The 17,383-nt window shown below is 70.4% G+C and carries 18 protein-coding genes; 7 read left to right on the forward strand and 11 right to left on the reverse strand.

What is annotated here, in order from left to right; translation table 11 throughout:
- Nucleotides 1-23: 23 nt before the first annotated feature.
- Together hutU and hutH are read right to left on the reverse strand one after the other, a co-directional pair.
- Nucleotides 24-1,679, reverse strand: a complete 1,656-nt coding sequence (hutU, locus tag J4030_RS02595; protein ID WP_208047638.1) for a urocanate hydratase — start codon at nucleotides 1,677-1,679, stop codon at nucleotides 24-26.
- A 55-nt stretch (nucleotides 1,680-1,734) separates the two neighbouring features.
- Nucleotides 1,735-3,294 (reverse strand): histidine ammonia-lyase, encoded by a 1,560-nt coding sequence (hutH, locus tag J4030_RS02600; RefSeq protein WP_208047639.1) that lies wholly within the window; start codon nucleotides 3,292-3,294, stop codon nucleotides 1,735-1,737.
- A gap of 111 nt (nucleotides 3,295-3,405) precedes the next feature.
- Between hutH and J4030_RS02605 the strand changes: the two genes are divergently transcribed.
- Nucleotides 3,406-4,173 (forward strand): IclR family transcriptional regulator, encoded by a 768-nt coding sequence (locus J4030_RS02605; protein ID WP_307864526.1) that lies wholly within the window; start codon nucleotides 3,406-3,408, stop codon nucleotides 4,171-4,173.
- 91 nt (nucleotides 4,174-4,264) lie between these two features.
- Here J4030_RS02605 and J4030_RS02610 read toward each other — a convergent pair whose 3' ends face one another.
- Together J4030_RS02610 and J4030_RS02615 are read right to left on the reverse strand one after the other, a co-directional pair.
- A complete protein-coding gene (locus J4030_RS02610) occupies nucleotides 4,265-4,633 on the reverse strand; it encodes a DUF427 domain-containing protein (protein ID WP_208047640.1) in 369 nt (122 codons plus the stop codon).
- 40 nt (nucleotides 4,634-4,673) lie between these two features.
- Nucleotides 4,674-5,177: an SRPBCC family protein gene (locus tag J4030_RS02615; RefSeq protein WP_208047641.1), complete on the reverse strand. Its 504-nt coding sequence runs from the start codon at nucleotides 5,175-5,177 to the stop codon at nucleotides 4,674-4,676.
- Between the two features lie 120 nt (nucleotides 5,178-5,297).
- On the opposite strand from J4030_RS02615, the gene J4030_RS02620 reads away from it, so the two are divergent.
- Together J4030_RS02620 and J4030_RS02625 are read left to right on the forward strand one after the other, a co-directional pair.
- Entirely contained in the window at nucleotides 5,298-5,855 is a 558-nt protein-coding gene (locus J4030_RS02620) for a molybdenum cofactor guanylyltransferase (RefSeq protein ID WP_208047642.1), read from the forward strand.
- Between the two features lie 94 nt (nucleotides 5,856-5,949).
- Nucleotides 5,950-6,927: an NAD(P)H-quinone oxidoreductase gene (locus tag J4030_RS02625; RefSeq protein ID WP_208047643.1), complete on the forward strand. Its 978-nt coding sequence runs from the start codon at nucleotides 5,950-5,952 to the stop codon at nucleotides 6,925-6,927.
- A 106-nt stretch (nucleotides 6,928-7,033) separates the two neighbouring features.
- On the opposite strand, the gene J4030_RS02630 is transcribed toward J4030_RS02625, so the two are convergent.
- From J4030_RS02630 to J4030_RS02640, 3 genes are read right to left on the reverse strand one after another with little or no spacing between them, the layout of a single operon-like run.
- A complete protein-coding gene (locus tag J4030_RS02630) occupies nucleotides 7,034-7,546 on the reverse strand; it encodes an NUDIX domain-containing protein (protein ID WP_208047644.1) in 513 nt (170 codons plus the stop codon).
- Nucleotides 7,547-7,549: 3 nt separating this feature from the next.
- Nucleotides 7,550-8,737 (reverse strand): AI-2E family transporter, encoded by a 1,188-nt coding sequence (locus tag J4030_RS02635; protein WP_208047645.1) that lies wholly within the window; start codon nucleotides 8,735-8,737, stop codon nucleotides 7,550-7,552.
- A gap of 28 nt (nucleotides 8,738-8,765) precedes the next feature.
- A complete protein-coding gene (locus J4030_RS02640; RefSeq protein WP_208047646.1) occupies nucleotides 8,766-10,433 on the reverse strand; it encodes an FAD-binding dehydrogenase in 1,668 nt (555 codons plus the stop codon).
- Nucleotides 10,434-10,534: 101 nt separating this feature from the next.
- Between J4030_RS02640 and J4030_RS02645 the strand changes: the two genes are divergently transcribed.
- Entirely contained in the window at nucleotides 10,535-11,356 is an 822-nt protein-coding gene (locus tag J4030_RS02645; protein WP_208047647.1) for a hypothetical protein, read from the forward strand.
- Between the two features lie 121 nt (nucleotides 11,357-11,477).
- On the opposite strand, the gene J4030_RS02650 is transcribed toward J4030_RS02645, so the two are convergent.
- Both J4030_RS02650 and J4030_RS02655 read right to left on the reverse strand, forming a co-directional pair.
- Nucleotides 11,478-12,011, reverse strand: a complete 534-nt coding sequence (locus J4030_RS02650) for a hypothetical protein (protein WP_208047648.1) — start codon at nucleotides 12,009-12,011, stop codon at nucleotides 11,478-11,480.
- Between the two features lie 46 nt (nucleotides 12,012-12,057).
- A complete protein-coding gene (locus J4030_RS02655; RefSeq protein ID WP_208047649.1) occupies nucleotides 12,058-12,963 on the reverse strand; it encodes an alpha/beta fold hydrolase in 906 nt (301 codons plus the stop codon).
- Nucleotides 12,964-12,992: 29 nt separating this feature from the next.
- Here J4030_RS02655 and rraA point away from each other — a divergent pair, with 29 nt between their 5' ends.
- Nucleotides 12,993-13,481, forward strand: a complete 489-nt coding sequence (gene rraA, locus J4030_RS02660) for a ribonuclease E activity regulator RraA (protein WP_208047650.1) — start codon at nucleotides 12,993-12,995, stop codon at nucleotides 13,479-13,481.
- Nucleotides 13,482-13,563: 82 nt separating this feature from the next.
- Here rraA and J4030_RS02665 read toward each other — a convergent pair whose 3' ends face one another.
- Nucleotides 13,564-14,217, reverse strand: coding sequence for a histidine phosphatase family protein (locus J4030_RS02665; protein WP_208047651.1), 654 nt, complete (start codon nucleotides 14,215-14,217; stop codon nucleotides 13,564-13,566).
- 149 nt (nucleotides 14,218-14,366) lie between these two features.
- Here J4030_RS02665 and J4030_RS02670 point away from each other — a divergent pair, with 149 nt between their 5' ends.
- Both J4030_RS02670 and J4030_RS02675 read left to right on the forward strand, forming a co-directional pair.
- Nucleotides 14,367-14,657 (forward strand): hypothetical protein, encoded by a 291-nt coding sequence (locus J4030_RS02670; protein WP_208047652.1) that lies wholly within the window; start codon nucleotides 14,367-14,369, stop codon nucleotides 14,655-14,657.
- Between the two features lie 68 nt (nucleotides 14,658-14,725).
- Nucleotides 14,726-15,421, forward strand: coding sequence for a histidine phosphatase family protein (locus J4030_RS02675; protein WP_208047653.1), 696 nt, complete (start codon nucleotides 14,726-14,728; stop codon nucleotides 15,419-15,421).
- A 99-nt stretch (nucleotides 15,422-15,520) separates the two neighbouring features.
- Here the strand turns inward: J4030_RS02675 and J4030_RS02680 are convergent, their stop codons facing one another.
- A complete protein-coding gene (locus tag J4030_RS02680) occupies nucleotides 15,521-17,293 on the reverse strand; it encodes a long-chain-acyl-CoA synthetase (protein WP_208047654.1) in 1,773 nt (590 codons plus the stop codon).
- Nucleotides 17,294-17,383: the final 90 nt, after the last annotated feature.

Genomic DNA, 17,383 nt, shown 5'->3' on the forward strand with positions numbered 1-17,383 from the left:
TACGACGTGTCCGTCGGCACCGCTCAGCCCTCGCGCATCGGCACGCGCACTCCGCGGGCCTCCGCGACCTCTTCCGCGCGGTCGTATCCCGCGTCGACGTGCCGGATGACGCCCATGCCCGGGTCGTTGGTGAGCACCCGACGCAGCTTCTCAGCCGCCAGCGCAGTGCCGTCGGCGACGGTGACCTGACCGGCGTGCTGCGAGCGGCCGATGCCGACGCCACCACCGTGATGGATGGACACCCAGCTGGCGCCGGACGCGGTGTTGACCATGGCGTTCAGCAGCGGCCAGTCCGCGATCGCGTCGGATCCGTCTGCCATCGCTTCGGTTTCGCGATACGGCGACGCGACCGAGCCGCAGTCGAGATGGTCGCGCCCGATGACGATCGGGGCGGATACCTCGCCGCTGGCGACCAGGTCGTTGATGGCGAGGCCGGCCTTGTCGCGCTCGCCGTAGCCCAGCCAGCAGATCCGTGCCGGCAGCCCCTGGAAGGCGATCTTCTCCTTGGCGCCGCGCATCCACTTCTGCAGGCGATCGTTGTCGGGGAAGAGGTCCATCACGGCCTTGTCGGTCGCGTAGATGTCCTTCGGGTCGCCGCTGAGCGCCACCCAGCGGAAGGGGCCCTTGCCCTCGCAGAAGAGCGGCCGGATGTACGCAGGCACGAAGCCCGGGAATTCGAACGCCCGGTCGTACCCGCCGTGTCGGGCCTCATCGCGGATCGAGTTGCCGTAGTCGAAGACCTCGGCGCCCGCGTCCTGGAACTCCACCATGGCCTTGACCTGGCGTGCCATCGACGCGCGGGCGCGGTCGGTGAAGTCCTCCGGCTTCTTGTCGGCGTAGTCGTGCCAGTCGCCGAGATCGACGTCGTCCGGGAGGTAGGAGAGCGGATCGTGAGCGCTCGTCTGGTCGGTGACGATGTCGATCTCCACGCCACGACGGAGCAGCTCGGGGAAGACCACCGCCGCGTTGCCCACCACACCGACGGAGTACGCGCGGCGGGCTCGCTTGGCGGCCAACGCCTTCGCGACCGCGTCGTCGAGGTCGTCGGCGACCTCGTCGAGGTAACGGTGGTCGACACGGCGCCGCAGGCGCGTCTCGTCGACGTCGACGATCAGACAGACGCCATCGTTCAATGTGACAGCCAGTGGCTGAGCGCCACCCATCCCACCGCAGCCGCCCGTCAAGGTCAGCGTGCCCGCAAGGGTGCCGCCGAAACGCTTCTCGGCCACGGCCGCGAACGTCTCGTACGTGCCCTGCACGATGCCCTGGGTGCCGATGTAGATCCACGAACCCGCGGTCATCTGCCCGTACATCGTCAGGCCGAGGTGCTCCAGCCGCCGGAACTCCGGCCAGGTCGCCCAGTCGGGCACGAGGTTGGAGTTGGCGATGAGCACCCGCGGCGCCCACTCGTGGGTCTGCATGACTCCGACCGGCCGGCCGGACTGCACGAGCATGGTCTCGTCCTCGCGCAACGTCTGCAGGGTGCGCACGATGGCGTCGAAGGACCGCCAGTCGCGGGCGGCGCGACCGGTGCCGCCGTAGACGACCAGATCGTCGGGGCGTTCGGCCACCTCCGGGTCGAGGTTGTTCATGAGCATCCGCATGGGTGCCTCGGTCGACCAGGACCGTGCGGAGAGAGTCGTGCCGCGGGGTGCGCGGACCGGGCGTGCGCCTTCCATCATTTCCTCCGTGCCGTGGTGGTGTGGTTCATCTTCGCGTCCTGCCGGGGTGGTGTCATGAGAGTCGTCCGACGACACCCTCGGCGTGCCGCACGGCGTCGCCGGAGGCGACCAGCTGCACGGCGGCCTCGATGTCGGGGGCCAGGAAGCGGTCGGGTCCGGGGCCGGGGAGCGCGCGCACGACTGCTGCCGTGCCGGGCGACGAAGCGAGCGGCGCCCGCAGCGCGATTCCCCGTGCGGCAGTGAGCATCTCGATCGCCAGCACCCGCGTGAGGCCGTCGACCGTGCGCCGCAGCTTGCGCCCGGCGGACCACCCCATCGATACGTGGTCCTCCTGCATGGCGCTCGACGGGATCGAATCGACACTGGCCGGCGCCGCGAGGCGCTTCAGCTCGGAGACGATCGCGGCCTGGGTGTACTGGGCGATCATGTAGCCGGAGTCCACGCCGGGGTCATCGGCCAGGAACGCGTGCAGGCCGGCGTTGCGCGCCGGGTCCAGGAACCGGTCGGTACGTCGTTCGCTCATCGAGGCGACGTCGGCCGCCACGATCGCCAGGAAGTCCAGCACGTAGGCGACCGGAGCGCCGTGGAAGTTGCCGTTGGACTCCACGCGGCCGTCCGTGGTCACGACCGGGTTGTCGACCGCCGCGGCGAGTTCGCGCGACGCGATCAGCTCGGCGTGCGCCAGGGTGTCACGCGCCGCCCCGGCCACCTGCGGCGCGCAGCGCAGCGAGTACGCGTCCTGCACCCTCGTGCAGGCTGCCGGGTCGCGATGGCTCTCTCGGATCTCGCTGTCGGCCAGCACGATCCGCAGATTCGCGGCGCTCAGCGCCTGCCCGGTGTGCGGGCGCAGCGCGTGCAGATCGGCCGCGAAGACGTCGTCGGTGCCGAGCAGCCCTTCGACGCTCATCGCGGCCGAGATGTCGACGGTGGTGAGCAGCAGGCGCAGGTCGACGATGGCCATGCACAGCATCCCGAGCATTCCGTCGGTGCCGTTGATGAGCGCGAGTCCCTCCTTCTCCTGCAGCTCGACCGGGTCGATCCCGGCCTCGGCGAGCGCCTCACCGGCCTCCTTCACGGCGCCGGCTGCATTCCGCACCGGGCCCTCCCCCATCAGGGCGAGAGCGCAGTGTGCGAGCGGCGCGAGGTCGCCGGAGCAGCCGAGCGAGCCGTACTCGTGCACGACGGGCGTGATCCCGGCGTTCAGCATCGCGACGTACGCCGCCAACGTCTCCTCACGAATGCCCGTGCGGCCGGTCGCGAGGGTGGAGATGCGCAGCAGCATCGTGGCGCGCACGACCTCGCGCTCGACCTCTGGGCCGGACCCTGCCGCATGCGAGCGGATCAGGCTGCGCTGCAGCTGCTTCCGCTGCTCCAACGGGATGTGCTTGGTCGCGAGCGCACCGAAGCCGGTGGAGATGCCGTAGTGCGGGATCGCGTCGTCGGCCAGGCGGTCGATGATTCGGCGGCTGTTGCGCACCTCGGCCAGCGACTCCTCGCTGAGCCGGATGGAGGCACCCCCTCGCGCCACGTCGACGACCTGCTCGATGGTGAGCGGTCCGATGCCGACCTCCACCTCGTTCTGGGTGCCCTGCTCGACTGCGGTCTGCGTCATGCCCCCATTGCACCGCGCCCGCGGTGGTGAGCACTACGACCGGGAGGCATATCGTGTCTCGTATCCGAGACAAGCCCGTCGCGGCGCGTCCCCGGAGAGGTCGGTACGACGGTGGCCAGCGACAACGCCCCGGCGGCTGGGCAGGTGCTCGCCATCCTGCAGGCCATGGCCGGGCACGCGGAGCCGGTGCCCGCGGCCACGCTCGCGCGCGAGGTCGGGCTGCCCCGGTCCACGACCTATCACCTGCTCGCGACTCTGCGTGAGCGCGGTTTCGTCACCCACCTCACCGAGGAGAAACGCTGGGGTCTGGGCGTGTCCGCGTTCGAGCTGGGGTCGGCGTACAACCGGCAGGCGCCGTTGCAGCGCATCGCCCGCGTGGGCCTCACCCGCCTGGTCGACACCACGACGCACACGGCACACCTCGTGGTGCTGCACGGGCGCGACGTGCTCTACGTCATCGAGGAGCGGGCGCCCGGCCGGCCGTCACTGGTGACCGATGTGGGGGTACGGCTGCCGGCCCAACTCACCGCGTCGGGTCTGGCGATGCTCGCGGCTCTGCCCGCAGCGCAGGTGCGGGCGCTCTATCCGGACCGCGCGGCGTTCGTGCAGCGCGCGGCACGGGGCGCGACGTCGCTAACCGCGCTGCGTTCCGAGCTCTCGCAGGTGCGCCAGCGGGGGTACGCCGTCGAGAAGGACTCCGTCACGCGGGGGTTCGCGTCCGTCGCGGCCGCCGTGCTCGACCACAACGCGCATCCCGTTGCGGGTGTCGCGGTCACCTATCCGCACGACCACTTCGGCGGTGGGACCGTCGACGCACTGGCGACGGCGACGGTGCGAGCGGCCGCCGACCTGTCCTACCGGCTCGGCCACCGCCCCTGACCCGCCGAGTGGCATACATATGTATCCAGTGGCGTAGGTACGAGTGCGCCGCTCGATGGATATGTGCGCCACTCGACGGAAGGTGGGCTGCCTAGTCCTCGACGGAGATGTCCACCCGATCGGGGTAGAACGCCATGTGGCCCTCGATCTCGGCGACCGCGTCGTGCGGGTGCTCGTAGACCCAGATGGCGTCGTGCACCGTGCCGGTGTCCGTCTGGATGTCGCGGTACGTCGCATCCCCCTTGTACGGGCAGTGGCTGGTGGTGTCGCTCGCGCGCAACAGCAGCGGGTCGACATCGCTGGGCGGTAGGTAGTACGCCGGGGGGTAGGTCGATTCCTGCAGCACCAGTGCCGACCGGGTGTCGGCCACCACGGTGTCCCCCACGCGTACGACGACGTGGCGGGTGGTCGGCTCCACAGTGATGGGGTGGTCCGGGCCGGGGATCAGTACATCGGGCATGAGGCGCTCCGTTTCGTGAGACCAGCTGATATCTCCGACGCTAGACCCGTGCCGTGCCGGCTTCCGCGAGACCCTTCAGATTGAGCAGTTGGCGACGCGCCATCACCAGGTCGCCGACCGATACGAGCGGCGCGATCAGGCGGCCGCGCGCCATGACCACCTTGAGCAGCAACCGGGTCGACCCGTCGATCGGCACCAGGACGTACGACATCACCGCGCCCATGATCTGCGCGGTCAGCTGCTGATCGGGTACGACGGACAGGATCCGTCCCTGCGGCCGCCCGGCCACCGCGGTGAAGTGTTCGCCGACCACCGGCGCCGGCAGGTCACTCAACCGGTCAGGCGAGCGCCGACCCGCGTTGTCGATCCAGTCGTAGGAGTACGGCGCCAGCCTGATCTGCCCGATCCACGACCACACCCGCCCCGCCGGGGCATGCACCGTCACCCCTCGCCAGGCCTGCAGGACCGGATCCGGCACCACGGCGTCACAGGGGAAGGCGCGGGCGACCTCCTCGTCGGTCACGCCCCAGCGGTCACCGATCACGACGTCCCCTTCCCCGCCGAGTGGCGTACCTATGTATCCAGTGGCATACCAACGAGTGCGCCACTCGAAACATATGTCTGCCACTCGGGGTGGGAGCAGAGCGGGGGACAGACTGGGCGCATGGACCTCACGGCGATCGTGCTCTGCGGCGGCCGGTCCTCCCGTTTCGGCTCCGACAAGACCCGCGCGCCGCTCGACGGGCGACCGCTGCTCGACCACGTGCTGGACACCCTGCCGCCCGACTGGCCGATCGTGGCCGTGGGTCCGCGCCGAACGACGGCCCGAACGGTCACCTGGGTGCGCGAGGAACCGGCGTTCGCGGGTCCGCTCGCCGCGCTGGCCGCCGGACTCGCGTCGCTCGCCACTCCCACTTTCGTCCTCGTCGGCGCCGACATGCCGTACGCCGCGGGCACCGCCGTCGCGCTCACCGAGCAACTGTCCCGCGCACCCGAGGATGTCGACGCCGTCGTCGGGCGGACGCCGGACGGGCGCATGCAGCCGTTGCTGCTGGCCTGCCGAACCGCCGCGGCACGGTCGGCGCTGCCACCGGACCCGGTAGGCGCGTCGCTGATGAGCTGGGTACGCCGGCTGCGCAGCTCGGCGTACGACGTCACCGCCACGGCGGCCCACGACGTGGACACCCCGGGCGATCTGACCGGACCGCCCGGCACCAGCTGAAGGAGCGGCTCGATGAGGCGCCCTGCACGCGGCAGCTCATTGCACCAGTGCCGCCGCCCGACGCACCCGGTCGGGCCATGACTACGGTCGAGGGATGAAGGCCATCACGCTCCCGGAATTCGGCGACGAAGACGTCATGACGCTCGCCGACGTGCCCGACCCCACCCCCGGCGCCGGTGAAGTCGTCGTCGAGGTCGCCGCCGCGGGCGTCAACCGCGCCGACCTGATGCAGCGCCAGGGTTTCTATCCGCCGCCGCCGGGTGAGTCCGAGATCGTCGGTCTCGAGGTGAGCGGGCGGATTGCCGAGGTCGGCGACGGGGTCGAGGGCTGGCGGGTCGGGGACGAGGTGTGCGCGCTGCTGGCCGGTGGCGGTTACGCCGAGCGGGTCGTCGTCCCGGCCGGACAGCTCCTGCCCATCCCGTCCGGTGTGAGCGTCGTCGACGCCGCCGCACTGCCGGAGGTCGTGTGCACCGTGTGGTCCAACGTCTTCATGGTCGGAGGTCTGAAGGAGTCCGAGACCCTTCTGGTGCACGGCGGTTCGAGCGGTATCGGCACCATGGCGATCCAGCTGGGGCATGCGTTCGGCGCGCGGGTCGCCACCACGGCCGGCTCCCCGGACAAGCTGGCAGCCTGCCGTGCACTCGGCGCGGACATCCTCATCAACTACCGCGACCAGGACTTCGCCGACGAACTCGACCACTCCACCGACGGCCACGGCGCCGACGTGATCCTGGACGGCATCGGCGCCAAGTACCTCCCGCAGAACGTCCGCGCGCTCGCCCCGCACGGCCGTCTGGTGACGATCGGGATGCTGGGCGGCGCCACGGGCGAGCTCGACCTCAGTGCGCTGCTGCGCAAGTGGGGCACCGTGACGGCCACCGGTCTGCGGGCCCGCCCGCGCGACGAGAAGGCCGAGATCGTCACTGCCGTACGCGAGCAGGTCTGGCCGCTGATCGCCGACGGCCGCGTCCGGCCGATCGTGCACGAGCGGCTGCCGTTGGCCGAGGCTCCGCGGGCGCACCGGATCCTGGGCGAGTCCAGCCAGATCGGCAAGGTCCTCCTCACGACCTGATCACGCCCCATCCGTCGAGCGGAGGGGTCCGCGCTCGAGTGGAGGTGATATCTCCCCTCCACTCGTCGGGGGACCCCTCCACTCGATGGCAAGGAACCGAGCGCGGTCAGTCGCCTGCCACCAGGCTCCCCGGCTGCGGCGTCGTACGCGCGTGGACGGCCCCCTGCAAGATCCGTCGGGTGGACTCGTCGGCCTCGCCCTGGGGCCAGTCGTCCGGGTCGACCCACTCGTATCCGATGGCTTCGCTCGCGACGCGCACCTTCGGTTCGCGGTCGCACTGCACCCGGTAGATCACGTCGGCAACGCGCGATCGGTGATCGAAGACGGTGGTGAAGGCGTCACCGGGCGTGATGCGCAGCCCCGTCTCCTCCCAGACCTCGCGGATCACGGCCTCGGCCGGCTGCTCCCCGCGATCGACGTGGCCACCGGGCAGCGACAGCCCGGAGCGGTGGATCTGTCGCAGCGCGAGCACCCGACCGTCGTACTCGATGAACGCGACCGCGCCGAGCCCCCACGTCGGCAGGACCACCCGGGTCGCCAGGTGACTCGGCCCGGCGGGCAGCACCCGGTACGCGCGCAACGCCAGCCGCCGCAGCGGTCCGGGGTACGCGTGCGACATCGCTCAGACCTCCTGCGAGTCGGGCGAGCGACCGTTGCGGATGGCTTTGACGCCGTTGTTGAGGACTGCGACGAGCGGCACGCCCACAAAGGCGCCGAACGCCCCGGCGAGCAGCGTGCCGGCGGTGACGGTGACCAGGATCGCCAGCGGATGCAGGTCGACGGCCTTGCCCAGGATGATCGGGTTGAGCAGGTTGCCGAACAGCTGCACGATGAGCACCAGCACCACGGCCATCACGATCGCGGTGGCGACGCCCTTGGTCACCAGGGCGATGAGGCAGACGATGACCCCGGCGACGATCACCCCGATCAGCGGCACCAGCGAACCGAGGAAGATCAGCACCGCCAGCGGCGCGACCAGGGGCAGACCGGCGATCCACATGGCCGGCACCATCGCCAGCGCGTTGATGCCGCCGAGCAGCACCAGGCTGCGCATGTACGCCGTGAGCGTGCGCCAGGCGGCCGCCCCGGCGGTCGCCACGTGAGCGCGGCTGTGGACCGGCGCGAGACGCACCACCCACCGCCACATCGAGCCGTTGTCGAGCAGCATGAAGAGCGTCGCGAAGAGGCAGAGCACCGCGCCGGACAGGATGCCGAGCGCTCCGCTGGCCTGCGAGGCGACCCCGGAGAGGATGTTGCCCTGGTTCTGCGCCAGCGTGTCGCCGAGGTTGGTCGTGTACTTGTCCGCCTGCGCGGGCGCGACGTGCAGCGGTCCGTGGACCAGCCAGTGCCGGATCGTGTCCGCAGCGTCCTGCACCTGGGTGATCAGGACGTCCTTGGCAGCCGCGATCTGCGAGAGGGCGTACCAGGTGAGGAAGGCGATCGCCGCGATGCCGAGCACGAAGACGAGCAGGGCGGCGAGCGGACGCGGCAGCCCGAACCCGCGCAGGATGCGCACGGCGGGCTCGAGCAGCGCGCACAGCATCACGGCGATCGTGATGGTCACCGTGACGAGGTAGACGTGCGAGAGCAACGCACCGAGCGCGGTAATGGCCGCCAGGATGAGCAGCACGCAGATCGACCACCAGGCCGCCACCTGCACACCGAAGCTGACGTCGTCGATCGGGCGTTTGGGACCCTCGTCCGCGGCGGTCGAGCCTCGTGACAGCTGCTCACCCATGTCGGCGGGCTCCGCGGGTCGGGACGGTTCTTCGTCACCCCGCGCCCACGGCGTGGCCCAGCGCGTCGTCATAGCGGGAGCATCCCACGCGTCGTCGGCGTCACCCGACGGCAGCCGCCGCGGCGCGCCCGGCGGCGCGTCCGGAGAAGATGCATCCACCGAGGAAGGTGCCCTCCAGGGAGTTGTACCCGTGCACACCGCCGCCGCCGAACCCGGCGGCCTCGCCTGCGGCGTACAGCCCCGGCACGGGAGCGCCGTCGTGACCGAGCGCCCGCGACGAGAGGTCGGTCTGGATCCCACCGAGCGACTTGCGGGTGAGGATGTGCAGTTTGACGCCGATGAGCGGGCCCGCGGCCGGGTCGAGGATCCGGTGCGGCGCGACGACGCGCGCGATACGGTCGCCGCGGTAGCGACGGGCGGCGTGGATCGCCGTGACCTGAGCGTCCTTGGCGTACTTGTTCGCCACCTCGCGGTCCCGCGCCACCAGCTGCCGCTCGATCAGGTCGTGCTCCAGCAGCGGCTCGTCGGTGAGCTTGTTCATGCCGTCGACCAGCTCGCGCAGGCCGTCGGCGACCACGAAGTCGGGACCCTTGTCCATGAACGCCTGCACCGGCGGCGGAGCCGCAGAGGTGACCCGGGAGGCCAGCGCACGCAGGTCGCGGTCGGTGATGTCCGGGTTCTGCTCCGAGCCGGACAGACCGAACTCCTTGGCGATGATCTTCTGGGTCACGATGAACCACGAATGGTCGTGCTCGGCGAGGTCCGGCGTCGTCCGCAGATGACGCAGGGTGGACAGCGTGTCGTAGCCCGGCCAGCACGGCATCGGCAGCCGCCGTCCGAGCGCGTCGAACCACATCGGCGACGGGCCGGGCAGGATGCGGATCGCGTGCTGCGGCCAGACGGGCGCGTAGTTGGCGATGCCTTCGGTGTAGTGCCACATCCGGTCGCGGTTGACCGTGCGGGCACCGGCGTCCTCGGCGACCTTGATCATCGCGCCGTCGACGTACGCCGGCACGCCGGTCAGCATGTGCTTCGGCGCGGACCCGAGCCGCTGCGGCCACCACTCGCGAACCATGTCGTGGTTGCCGCCGATGCCGCCGGTCGTGACCACGACGGCCTGCGCGGTGAGTTCGAAGTCGCCCACGACGTCCCGGGTGCTAGGGGCACCGCGCAGGGCGTCGTCGGGCGCCAGCACGTCACCGCGTACGCCGGTCACCACACCTGCCTGGGTGACCAGTTCGGTCACCCGGTGCCGGTGGTGGAAGGTGAGCCGCCCGGCCTCGGCAGCCTGCAGCGCCGCGTCGACGAACGGCTTCACCACGCCGGTGCCGGTCCCCCAGGTGACGTGGAAACGCGGCACCGAGTTGCCATGGCCGTCGGCGCGTCCGTCGCCACGCTCGGCCCACCCGACCAGCGCGAGCCAGCTCATCCCCTTGTCCTTCAACCACGAGCGCTTCTCCCCCGCGGCGAAGTCGACGTACGCGCGGGCCCACTTCTGCGCCCAGGAGTCCTCGTCACCCAGCCGGTCGAACGCAGCGCTGCCCTGCCAGTCCTGCCACGCCAGATCCGCCGAGTCGTGCACGCCCATCCGGCGCTGTTCGGGAGTGTCGATCAGGAACAGCCCCCCGAACGACCACCACGCCTGGCCACCGAGGTTCGCGGCGTTCTCCTGCTCCACGACGGCGACCCGCTTGCCCGCCTCGACCAGCTCACCGGCAGCCACCAGGCCCGCGAGCCCGGCTCCGACGACGATGACATCTGCATCCATGCGGCAAACCTACGTCCCGTATGGCGCTCACTACCGGTTTTGCCCGCGCTCGGTGAGCGAACGTCGCCCGGCCGGGCCGCCGCAGGAGCGAAGATGGGCGCGTGGTCGCCCAGACGCTCCCCGACGCCGTCGCCCAGCTGTACGCCGGGGCGCCCGCCGACTTCGTGCGCTCCCGCGGCACGCTGGAGGCTGCGGCCAAGAAGGACGGCGACAGCGCCCTCGCCGCGCAGATCAAGGCGCTGCGCAAGCCGAGCGCCGCCGCTCACCTGATCAACCGGCTGAGCACGACCGGCGACCTGCGGGAGCTGCAGTCGCTCGGCGAGCGGCTGCGGACCGCCCAGTCGCAGCTCGACGCTCCGGCCATGAAGTCCCTGGGCGCCGAGCGACACCAGCTGATCGACGACCTCACCGAGCGCGCGTGCGCCGATGAGTCCGGCGTGACGGCAGCCGTCCGCGAACAGCTGCGCGCCACCTTCACGGCCGCGCTCGCCGACCCGCAGGCGCAGCAGGCCGTCCAGAGCGGGGCGCTGGTCACGGCCCTGAGCTACAGCGGATTCGGCGAGGTCGACCTGTCCGACGCTCTGGCAACGCCGCTGACCCTCCTGCAGGGCGGCAAAGCCACCGAGAGGTCCGACAACGACCGGACCGCGGACGACGACCGGCGCCGGACCGCGCAACGGGACGCGGCTCGTCGCGCCGCAGCCGCCCGCTCCGCGCGTGAGCAGGCTCGGCTGGAGCGCGCGGACGACGCGGTCGACGCAGCGCAGCAGTCCGTGGAGCGTGCGCAGGCACGACTGGACGAGGCACGTGCGGCCGTCCGCGCGGCGAAGACGACGCTGGATCAGGCGCAGGCCGACCGGCGTACGGCGCAGGACCGGGTCGCGAAGGTGGAGCAGGAGGGCGACGAGCCGGACCGGCACTGACCGAAGATCCGGCCGGCCCGTCGACCCCTCAGCAGGTGACCGTCAGGTAGAACGGGACGTCGCCGAAGGTCATGCCCGCTTCGGCGTAGACGCCCCCACCCTGTCGAGGCAGGGGTTCGGGTCAGCTGACGACCTTGCCCTGGCAGTAGCTGGCGAGGGCCTTGCTGTCGCGGCTGAGCGCGACACCGGAGGCAGTCCTGCCGGCGGAGCTCTGCGCGGCCAGGGTCTCCATGTCCTTGGCGACAGCGCCGATGTGCGTGGTGTAGGTCTTGTCCGCGGCGCCCTTGGTCGTCGTCCGGATCGAGGCGGCCGTGGTGCGGTAGTTGTCGGCGGCGGGCCGGATCACACTGGTCTTCTTGGTCAGCAGTGCGGCGTTCCACCGGATGGTGGCGGCGGCGACTCGCGCTGTCGAACCGAGGCACGCCTTGCTGAGCGCGGTGTTGGCGGTCGAGGTCGGGCTGGGGCTCGTCGTGGAGCTGCTGGGGGTCGGGCTCGCCGAGCTGCTCACCGACGTCGTCGTCGAGCTCGGGGTGCTGGTCGAACTGCTGCCGGCGGTGCTGCCACCGTCGTTGCACGCGGACAGGACGAGCGTTCCGGCAAGGGCAGCGAGGGGCAGGGCAGGCACAGCGATGGTGCGTCGCAGGGATCGGGACATGCCTCCACTGTGCACAGACGTGTCGTACGCCGCCAAATCCGCGGCCTCAGCCCCGGGCGAGCACTCCCAGCCCCGGACGGGCGTCCAGCCAACGCAGGATCTGTCCGGCGGTCCAGTCCGGAAAGTCGAACATCGGTGTGTGCCCGATGCCTTCGCCCTCGACGTAGGTCCACGACGGGTTGCGCTTGGCGAGGGCGCGCGCGGAGCGCACATTGATGAGTTTGTCGCGGTCGCCGTGCAGCAGCAAGACCGGTCTGGCGATCCGTCCGACGACGCCGTAGTAGCGCTTGCGATGGCCGAGCATGGTGAGCAGCGACCGGCCGGCGACCTCGAAACTCGCGCCCGTGCCGCGCTGCGACATCCGCTGCTCGGACAATCGCACGTGCCGCTCGATCAGGTCGGGATCGATGTCGTCGTAGCGGGTGGTCACCATCCGGATGGTGCGCTCGACCTCGTCACGCACCGTGCTGGCCGCCAGCCGCTTGGCCGCGATCCTGGACAGCCCGGGCAGCGTGGTCATGGCGAAGTCCCGCACCACGTCCCGGTGCGGATATCCCCGGAACACCAGCGGGATCGCCGGATCGATGAGAACTGCGCCCGCCACCGCCTCGGGGTCGCGGGCCGTGAGCTGAGCCGTCAGCAGCCCGCCCATCGAGTTACCGGCGACGATGGCCGGCCGACCGACCATCTCGGCGGTGAACCGTTGCAAAAGCTTCAGATTCGCCGGTACGGAGGCATCCCGGGGGTGCACCTGGGTGAGGCCGAAGCCACCGAGGTCGAGGCTGAGGACCGTCCCACGTGCCGCGAGCATCGGCGCGACCGCCCCCCAGTTGTCCAGAGAGCCACCCAGCCCGTGCACGAGCACGAACGCCGGCCCATCCGCCGGTCCCTCGTGCCGCTCGTAGTGCACCCGTGTGCCATCGATATCCACATAGTCATCGCTGCCCGTCACCCGACCCATCTAACCGGCATACTCCCGGCATGGCTGAAGTCACCTGCACCGCAGACCTTTTCGACGAGCGTGGCGACGAGCTGGATTCGTGCGAACTGCAGCTGCGCCAGTACGGCGGGCGGGCGGCGTTCGCCGGCACCGTGGTCACCATCCGGTGCCTGGAGGACAACGCGCTGGTGAAGTCGATGCTGGCGACACCCGGCGAAGGAAAGGTGCTGGTCATCGACGGCGCAGGTTCGCTGCGCACCGCCCTGATGGGCGATGTCATCGCCGGATCCGCCCTCGAGAACGGCTGGTCGGGGGTGGTCGTCCACGGGTGCGTCCGCGACGTGGCGGCGCTCCGGGCGCTGGATCTGGGGGTCAAAGCGCTCGGCAGCAATCCGCGCAAGAGCGCCAAGACCGGTGCCGGCGAGGTCGATGTGCCGGTGTCGTTCGGCGGCATCACGTTCCACCCCGGCGCACAGCTCTGGAGCGACGAGGACGGGATCCTGGTCACCCGACCGCCGGTGGGCCGGTAGCAGGCTCGCACCCGACCGCGGTTGTCCGCGGTTTTGTGGTGCCGGCGCCACAGATCCGCTGACAACCGGCAACGGCTGGTGCTCAGCCGGCGCCGGTGGGGTCGGCCTGCGCGGTCTCGGGCAGGTCGTCCTCCAGCCCGCCGGCCGGCGCGTTGTTCCACGAGACCAGCCGCCATCCGGAGGTCTGGTCGCCCTCCAGCGTGACGATGCCGGTGTTGTCGAGCGACTCGGCCGCGAGCTGGCCAGTGCCCGCGCACCGCAACCCCGACCAGGTGCGGATGAGCGCGCCGTGACTGACGAGCACCGCTGCGTCCAGCCCGCGGTCGCAGATCGCGTCGACAGCAGCATCGACCCGTTTCAGCATCTGATGCCCGTCCTCGCCACCGGGTGTGGACGCGTCCAGATCGCCCTCCCGCCACAGCCGCAGCGTCGTGATGTACGCCGTGATGCTGGTCTCGTCGGTACGCCGCTCCAGCGCGCCCGCCTGCACCTCGTACACCCCCGGCAGCACCTCGACCGGCAGGCCGCGTGCTGCCGCCAGCGGCTCCGCGGTGAGCTGCGCGCGGGTCGCCTCGGAGGCGAACACGGCCTGCACCTCACGCTCGGCCAGCGCGTCGACCAACGCGGACGCCTGCCGCGCACCGAGATCGGTCAGGCCCGGACCGGGCAGGAAGGTGTCGAGGGAGCCCTCGACGTTCGCGGGGGTCTGTCCGTGCCGTATCAGCATCAACCGCATGCGCTCATCGTCGCAGGCCGGCGGTCCCGACCCCGCCGTGGACCACCCACGCGACTCCGATCCGTTTGATCGACAACGAGATTGCGCATCATCGCCGCCTCACCGGAATGGCACAGCAACCCCATAGACGACGCCGTCACTCTCTCCTCATGACTACTTCTCCCGCCGCCAGCGCCCCCATCGACTCCCGTCCGTCACACCGGCTGCGTCGTACGCTCGCCGCTGTCTGCGCCGGCGCCGGCGTCGCCGTCGTGGGGGTGTCCGCGATGCCCGGCACCGCGCAGGCCGCCGGTGTCGCGACCGGCTACCGCTACCTCCCGACGTCCTCTGCCGCGACCGGATCGTCCCTCTCGCCGACCTCACTGCCGGTCCACAACCTGGAGAGCTCGGCCGTCCTGCGCTACACGGTCGCCGCGGACGGATCCCTGCGGAGCATCTGACCCCCCGTCGACGGCACGGCCCGGGTGTCCGCGGCGGCTGCCGGACCTCCCAGTGCGATCATCGCCGTATGACGCGCTCGGTCTTCCTGGTCCGCCACGGACAGGCGTCGTTCGGCAAGGCCGACTACGACCAGCTCTCGCCGATCGGTCGCCAACAGGCACGCGCGCTCGGCGAATCCTTCCAGCGGCGCGAGTGGCGCCCGGACCGGATCCTGTGCGGCTCGATGAAACGCCACCAGCAGACCGTCGCCGAGATCATGGCCGGCGCACAGCTGGACGACCTCGAGGTCGACAGCGACCCGGCGTGGAACGAGTTGGACCACGTGGAGGTCATCACCGGCTACAAGCCGGCGTACCGCAACATGCTGGTGCTCAAGGCCGACATGGTCCGCACGCTGCGACCACGTGCGGCGTTCGAGGACATGTTCGTCAACGCCATCCTGCGCTGGGCCGGAGGGGAGCACGACGAGGACTACCGCGAGACGTTCGCGGCCTTCACCGATCGGGTCACGCGCGCGCTCGACGGACTGGTGGCCGCCACGCAGGAGGGTGAACGCACGCTGGTCGTGTCGTCCATCGGGGTGATCGCCTGGGTGGTCACCCGACTGCTCGGAGGGCAGACCGACCCGACCTGGCGCGAGTTGTCGATGGCCGGTTACAACACCGGGGTGACGCGGCTGCAGGTCGACAAGTCGGGCCCGCACCTGCTGACCTTCAACGAGATCAGCCACCTGGAGATCGCGCGGCTGCTCACCCACCGCTGACCACCACGCATCGAGCGGAGGCGTCCGCGGCCGAGCGGAGGTGAAATCACCCCTCCACTCGAGCGCGGACCCCTCCGCTCGATCGTGAAAGCGCTAGGCTCAGCGGTAGCTGGGTGCCTTGCCCGCGGCGACCTCGTCGGCGTAGCCATCGTAGAGCGGCACGTACTCGGCCTTGGCGAGCACGAAGACCTCGTCCCCACCGGCGTCCTGGAATCCCTGATCGCGCAACTCGACCTTGCGGCTCTTGAAGGTGCTGGTGTGCTCCAGGGTCGCGACGAGCCGGATGAAGAGCGGGACGGCGTACGTCGGCAGGCTGTCGATGAGGTGGTCGGCCATCACCCGACCGTCGAAGCTCGCGCCCTCGACGAGCTGTACGGCGGCCATGCCGGCCTTGCCGTCGGTGCCTGCCACCTCGACGCCGTAGACCGTGCAGTCCTCGACGTCGTGGGCGTGCCCGAGCGCCGCCTCGACCTGGGTGGTGGCGACGTTCTCGCCCTTCCAGCGGAACGTGTCACCGACCCGGTCGACGAACGCCACGTGCTGCATGCCCTGCTTGCGCACGAGGTCACCGGTGTTGAACCAGCAGTCGCCGCTCTTGAAACCGTTGCGCACCAGCTTCCGCTCGGAGGCGTCGTCGTCGGTGTAGCCGTCGAACGGCTGGCGGTCGGTCACCTTGGCCAGGAGCAGCCCGACCTCGCCGACCCGGACCGTCTCCAACCGGCCGCGGGCATTGCGGCGGGGCTCACCCGTCTCGTCGTCGTAGGCCACCACCTTGTGCGGCAGCGGGCACATGCCGGCGGTCTCGTCGACGTCGAGCGCGTTGATAAAGGCGATGTTGCATTCGCTGGCGCCGTAGAACTCGGCAATCCGCTTGACGGCGAACCGCTCCTGGAACTCCTTCCAGATGTCCGCGCGCAGTCCGTTGCCGACGATGACGCGGATCCCGTGCCGGGTGTCGTCCGGGGACGGCTTCTGCGCGAGCAGGTAGCGGCACAGCTCGCCGATGTAGACGAACGAGGTCGCGTCGTAGTGACGTACGTCGTCCCAGAACTTGCTCGCCGAGAACTTCGGCGCCACCGCCATGGCCGCTCCCCCGTGCAGGACGGCGCCGAGCGCGACCGTCACGGAGTTGTTGTGGTACAGCGGCAGGGAGCAGTAGAGGGTGTCCTCACCGTTCAGCCGGACGCCGAGCGCGCCGAGACCGCCGTACGACTTCAGCCACCGGAAGTGGCTCATCACCGACGCCTTGGGCATGCCCGTGGTCCCCGACGTGAAGATGAAGTACGCGCGCTCGTTCGCGACGATCTGCGCGGTGACCTTCGGGTCCTCGCTCGACGCCCCGAGCGACATCTGCTTCAGCTCCGACATGGTCAGCACGTGCTGGGAGGTGACGATGTCGCCCGCGCTCGCGAGGTCGTCGCCCAGGTCGTCACCGATCACGACCGCGCGGGCACCGAGGATCCCGATGCTGTGGGCGAGCACCTCGCCGCGCTGGTTGTAGTTGAGCAGCCCGGCGACCGCGCCGAGCTTGACCACCGCGAGCATCACCAGGAGGTTCTCGATGTCGTTGGCGGCCATCAGGCCGACCACGTCGCCGCGCTGCACCCCCTCACCGATCAGCGTGTACGCGTACCGGTTGATCTGCGCGTTCGCCTCGCCGTAGGTGATGACGCGGTCGCCGCCCTTGAGGAACGGGCGGTCCGGATGCGCGGCCGCTTCCTCCTGGAACACCGACCCGATGGACATCACGGCCGTGGGCTTGAGGGTGAGACCCGGGCCCTTCGTGATGGTGTGACGTAGCTCGGGAAGCGCACGCAGGCTGCCCTTGGCGAAGTCGAGGAGGGTGACACGCTGACGAGTGGTGGTGCTCATGAAATTCCTTCGCGAGACGCGGGGCAGGGTGCATGTTACGGATCGGTAACCTAGCCGATGTTAGCTGGATCACTCTGTCATGGCGACCTG

The sequence above is a fragment of the Allobranchiibius sp. CTAmp26 genome (genome assembly GCF_017565405.1).
Taxonomy (GTDB): Bacteria; Actinomycetota; Actinomycetes; order Actinomycetales; family Dermatophilaceae; genus Allobranchiibius.

Excerpts from the sequence above, each read along its gene's own strand:
- hutU (WP_208047638.1), bottom strand. The coding sequence starts at position 1,679 with ATGGAAGGCGCACGCCCGGTCCGCGCACCCCGCGGCACGACTCTCTCC.
- hutH (WP_208047639.1), bottom strand. The coding sequence starts at position 3,294 with ATGACGCAGACCGCAGTCGAGCAGGGCACCCAGAACGAGGTGGAGGTC.
- J4030_RS02610 (WP_208047640.1), bottom strand. The coding sequence starts at position 4,633 with ATGCCCGATGTACTGATCCCCGGCCCGGACCACCCCATCACTGTGGAG.
- J4030_RS02620 (WP_208047642.1), top strand. The coding sequence starts at position 5,298 with ATGGACCTCACGGCGATCGTGCTCTGCGGCGGCCGGTCCTCCCGTTTC.
- J4030_RS02625 (WP_208047643.1), top strand. The coding sequence starts at position 5,950 with ATGAAGGCCATCACGCTCCCGGAATTCGGCGACGAAGACGTCATGACG.
- J4030_RS02630 (WP_208047644.1), bottom strand. The coding sequence starts at position 7,546 with ATGTCGCACGCGTACCCCGGACCGCTGCGGCGGCTGGCGTTGCGCGCG.
- J4030_RS02635 (WP_208047645.1), bottom strand. The coding sequence starts at position 8,737 with ATGACGACGCGCTGGGCCACGCCGTGGGCGCGGGGTGACGAAGAACCG.
- J4030_RS02640 (WP_208047646.1), bottom strand. The coding sequence starts at position 10,433 with ATGGATGCAGATGTCATCGTCGTCGGAGCCGGGCTCGCGGGCCTGGTG.
- J4030_RS02650 (WP_208047648.1), bottom strand. The coding sequence starts at position 12,011 with ATGTCCCGATCCCTGCGACGCACCATCGCTGTGCCTGCCCTGCCCCTC.
- rraA (WP_208047650.1), top strand. The coding sequence starts at position 12,993 with ATGGCTGAAGTCACCTGCACCGCAGACCTTTTCGACGAGCGTGGCGAC.
- J4030_RS02665 (WP_208047651.1), bottom strand. The coding sequence starts at position 14,217 with ATGCGGTTGATGCTGATACGGCACGGACAGACCCCCGCGAACGTCGAG.
- J4030_RS02670 (WP_208047652.1), top strand. The coding sequence starts at position 14,367 with ATGACTACTTCTCCCGCCGCCAGCGCCCCCATCGACTCCCGTCCGTCA.
- J4030_RS02675 (WP_208047653.1), top strand. The coding sequence starts at position 14,726 with ATGACGCGCTCGGTCTTCCTGGTCCGCCACGGACAGGCGTCGTTCGGC.
- J4030_RS02680 (WP_208047654.1), bottom strand. The coding sequence starts at position 17,293 with ATGAGCACCACCACTCGTCAGCGTGTCACCCTCCTCGACTTCGCCAAG.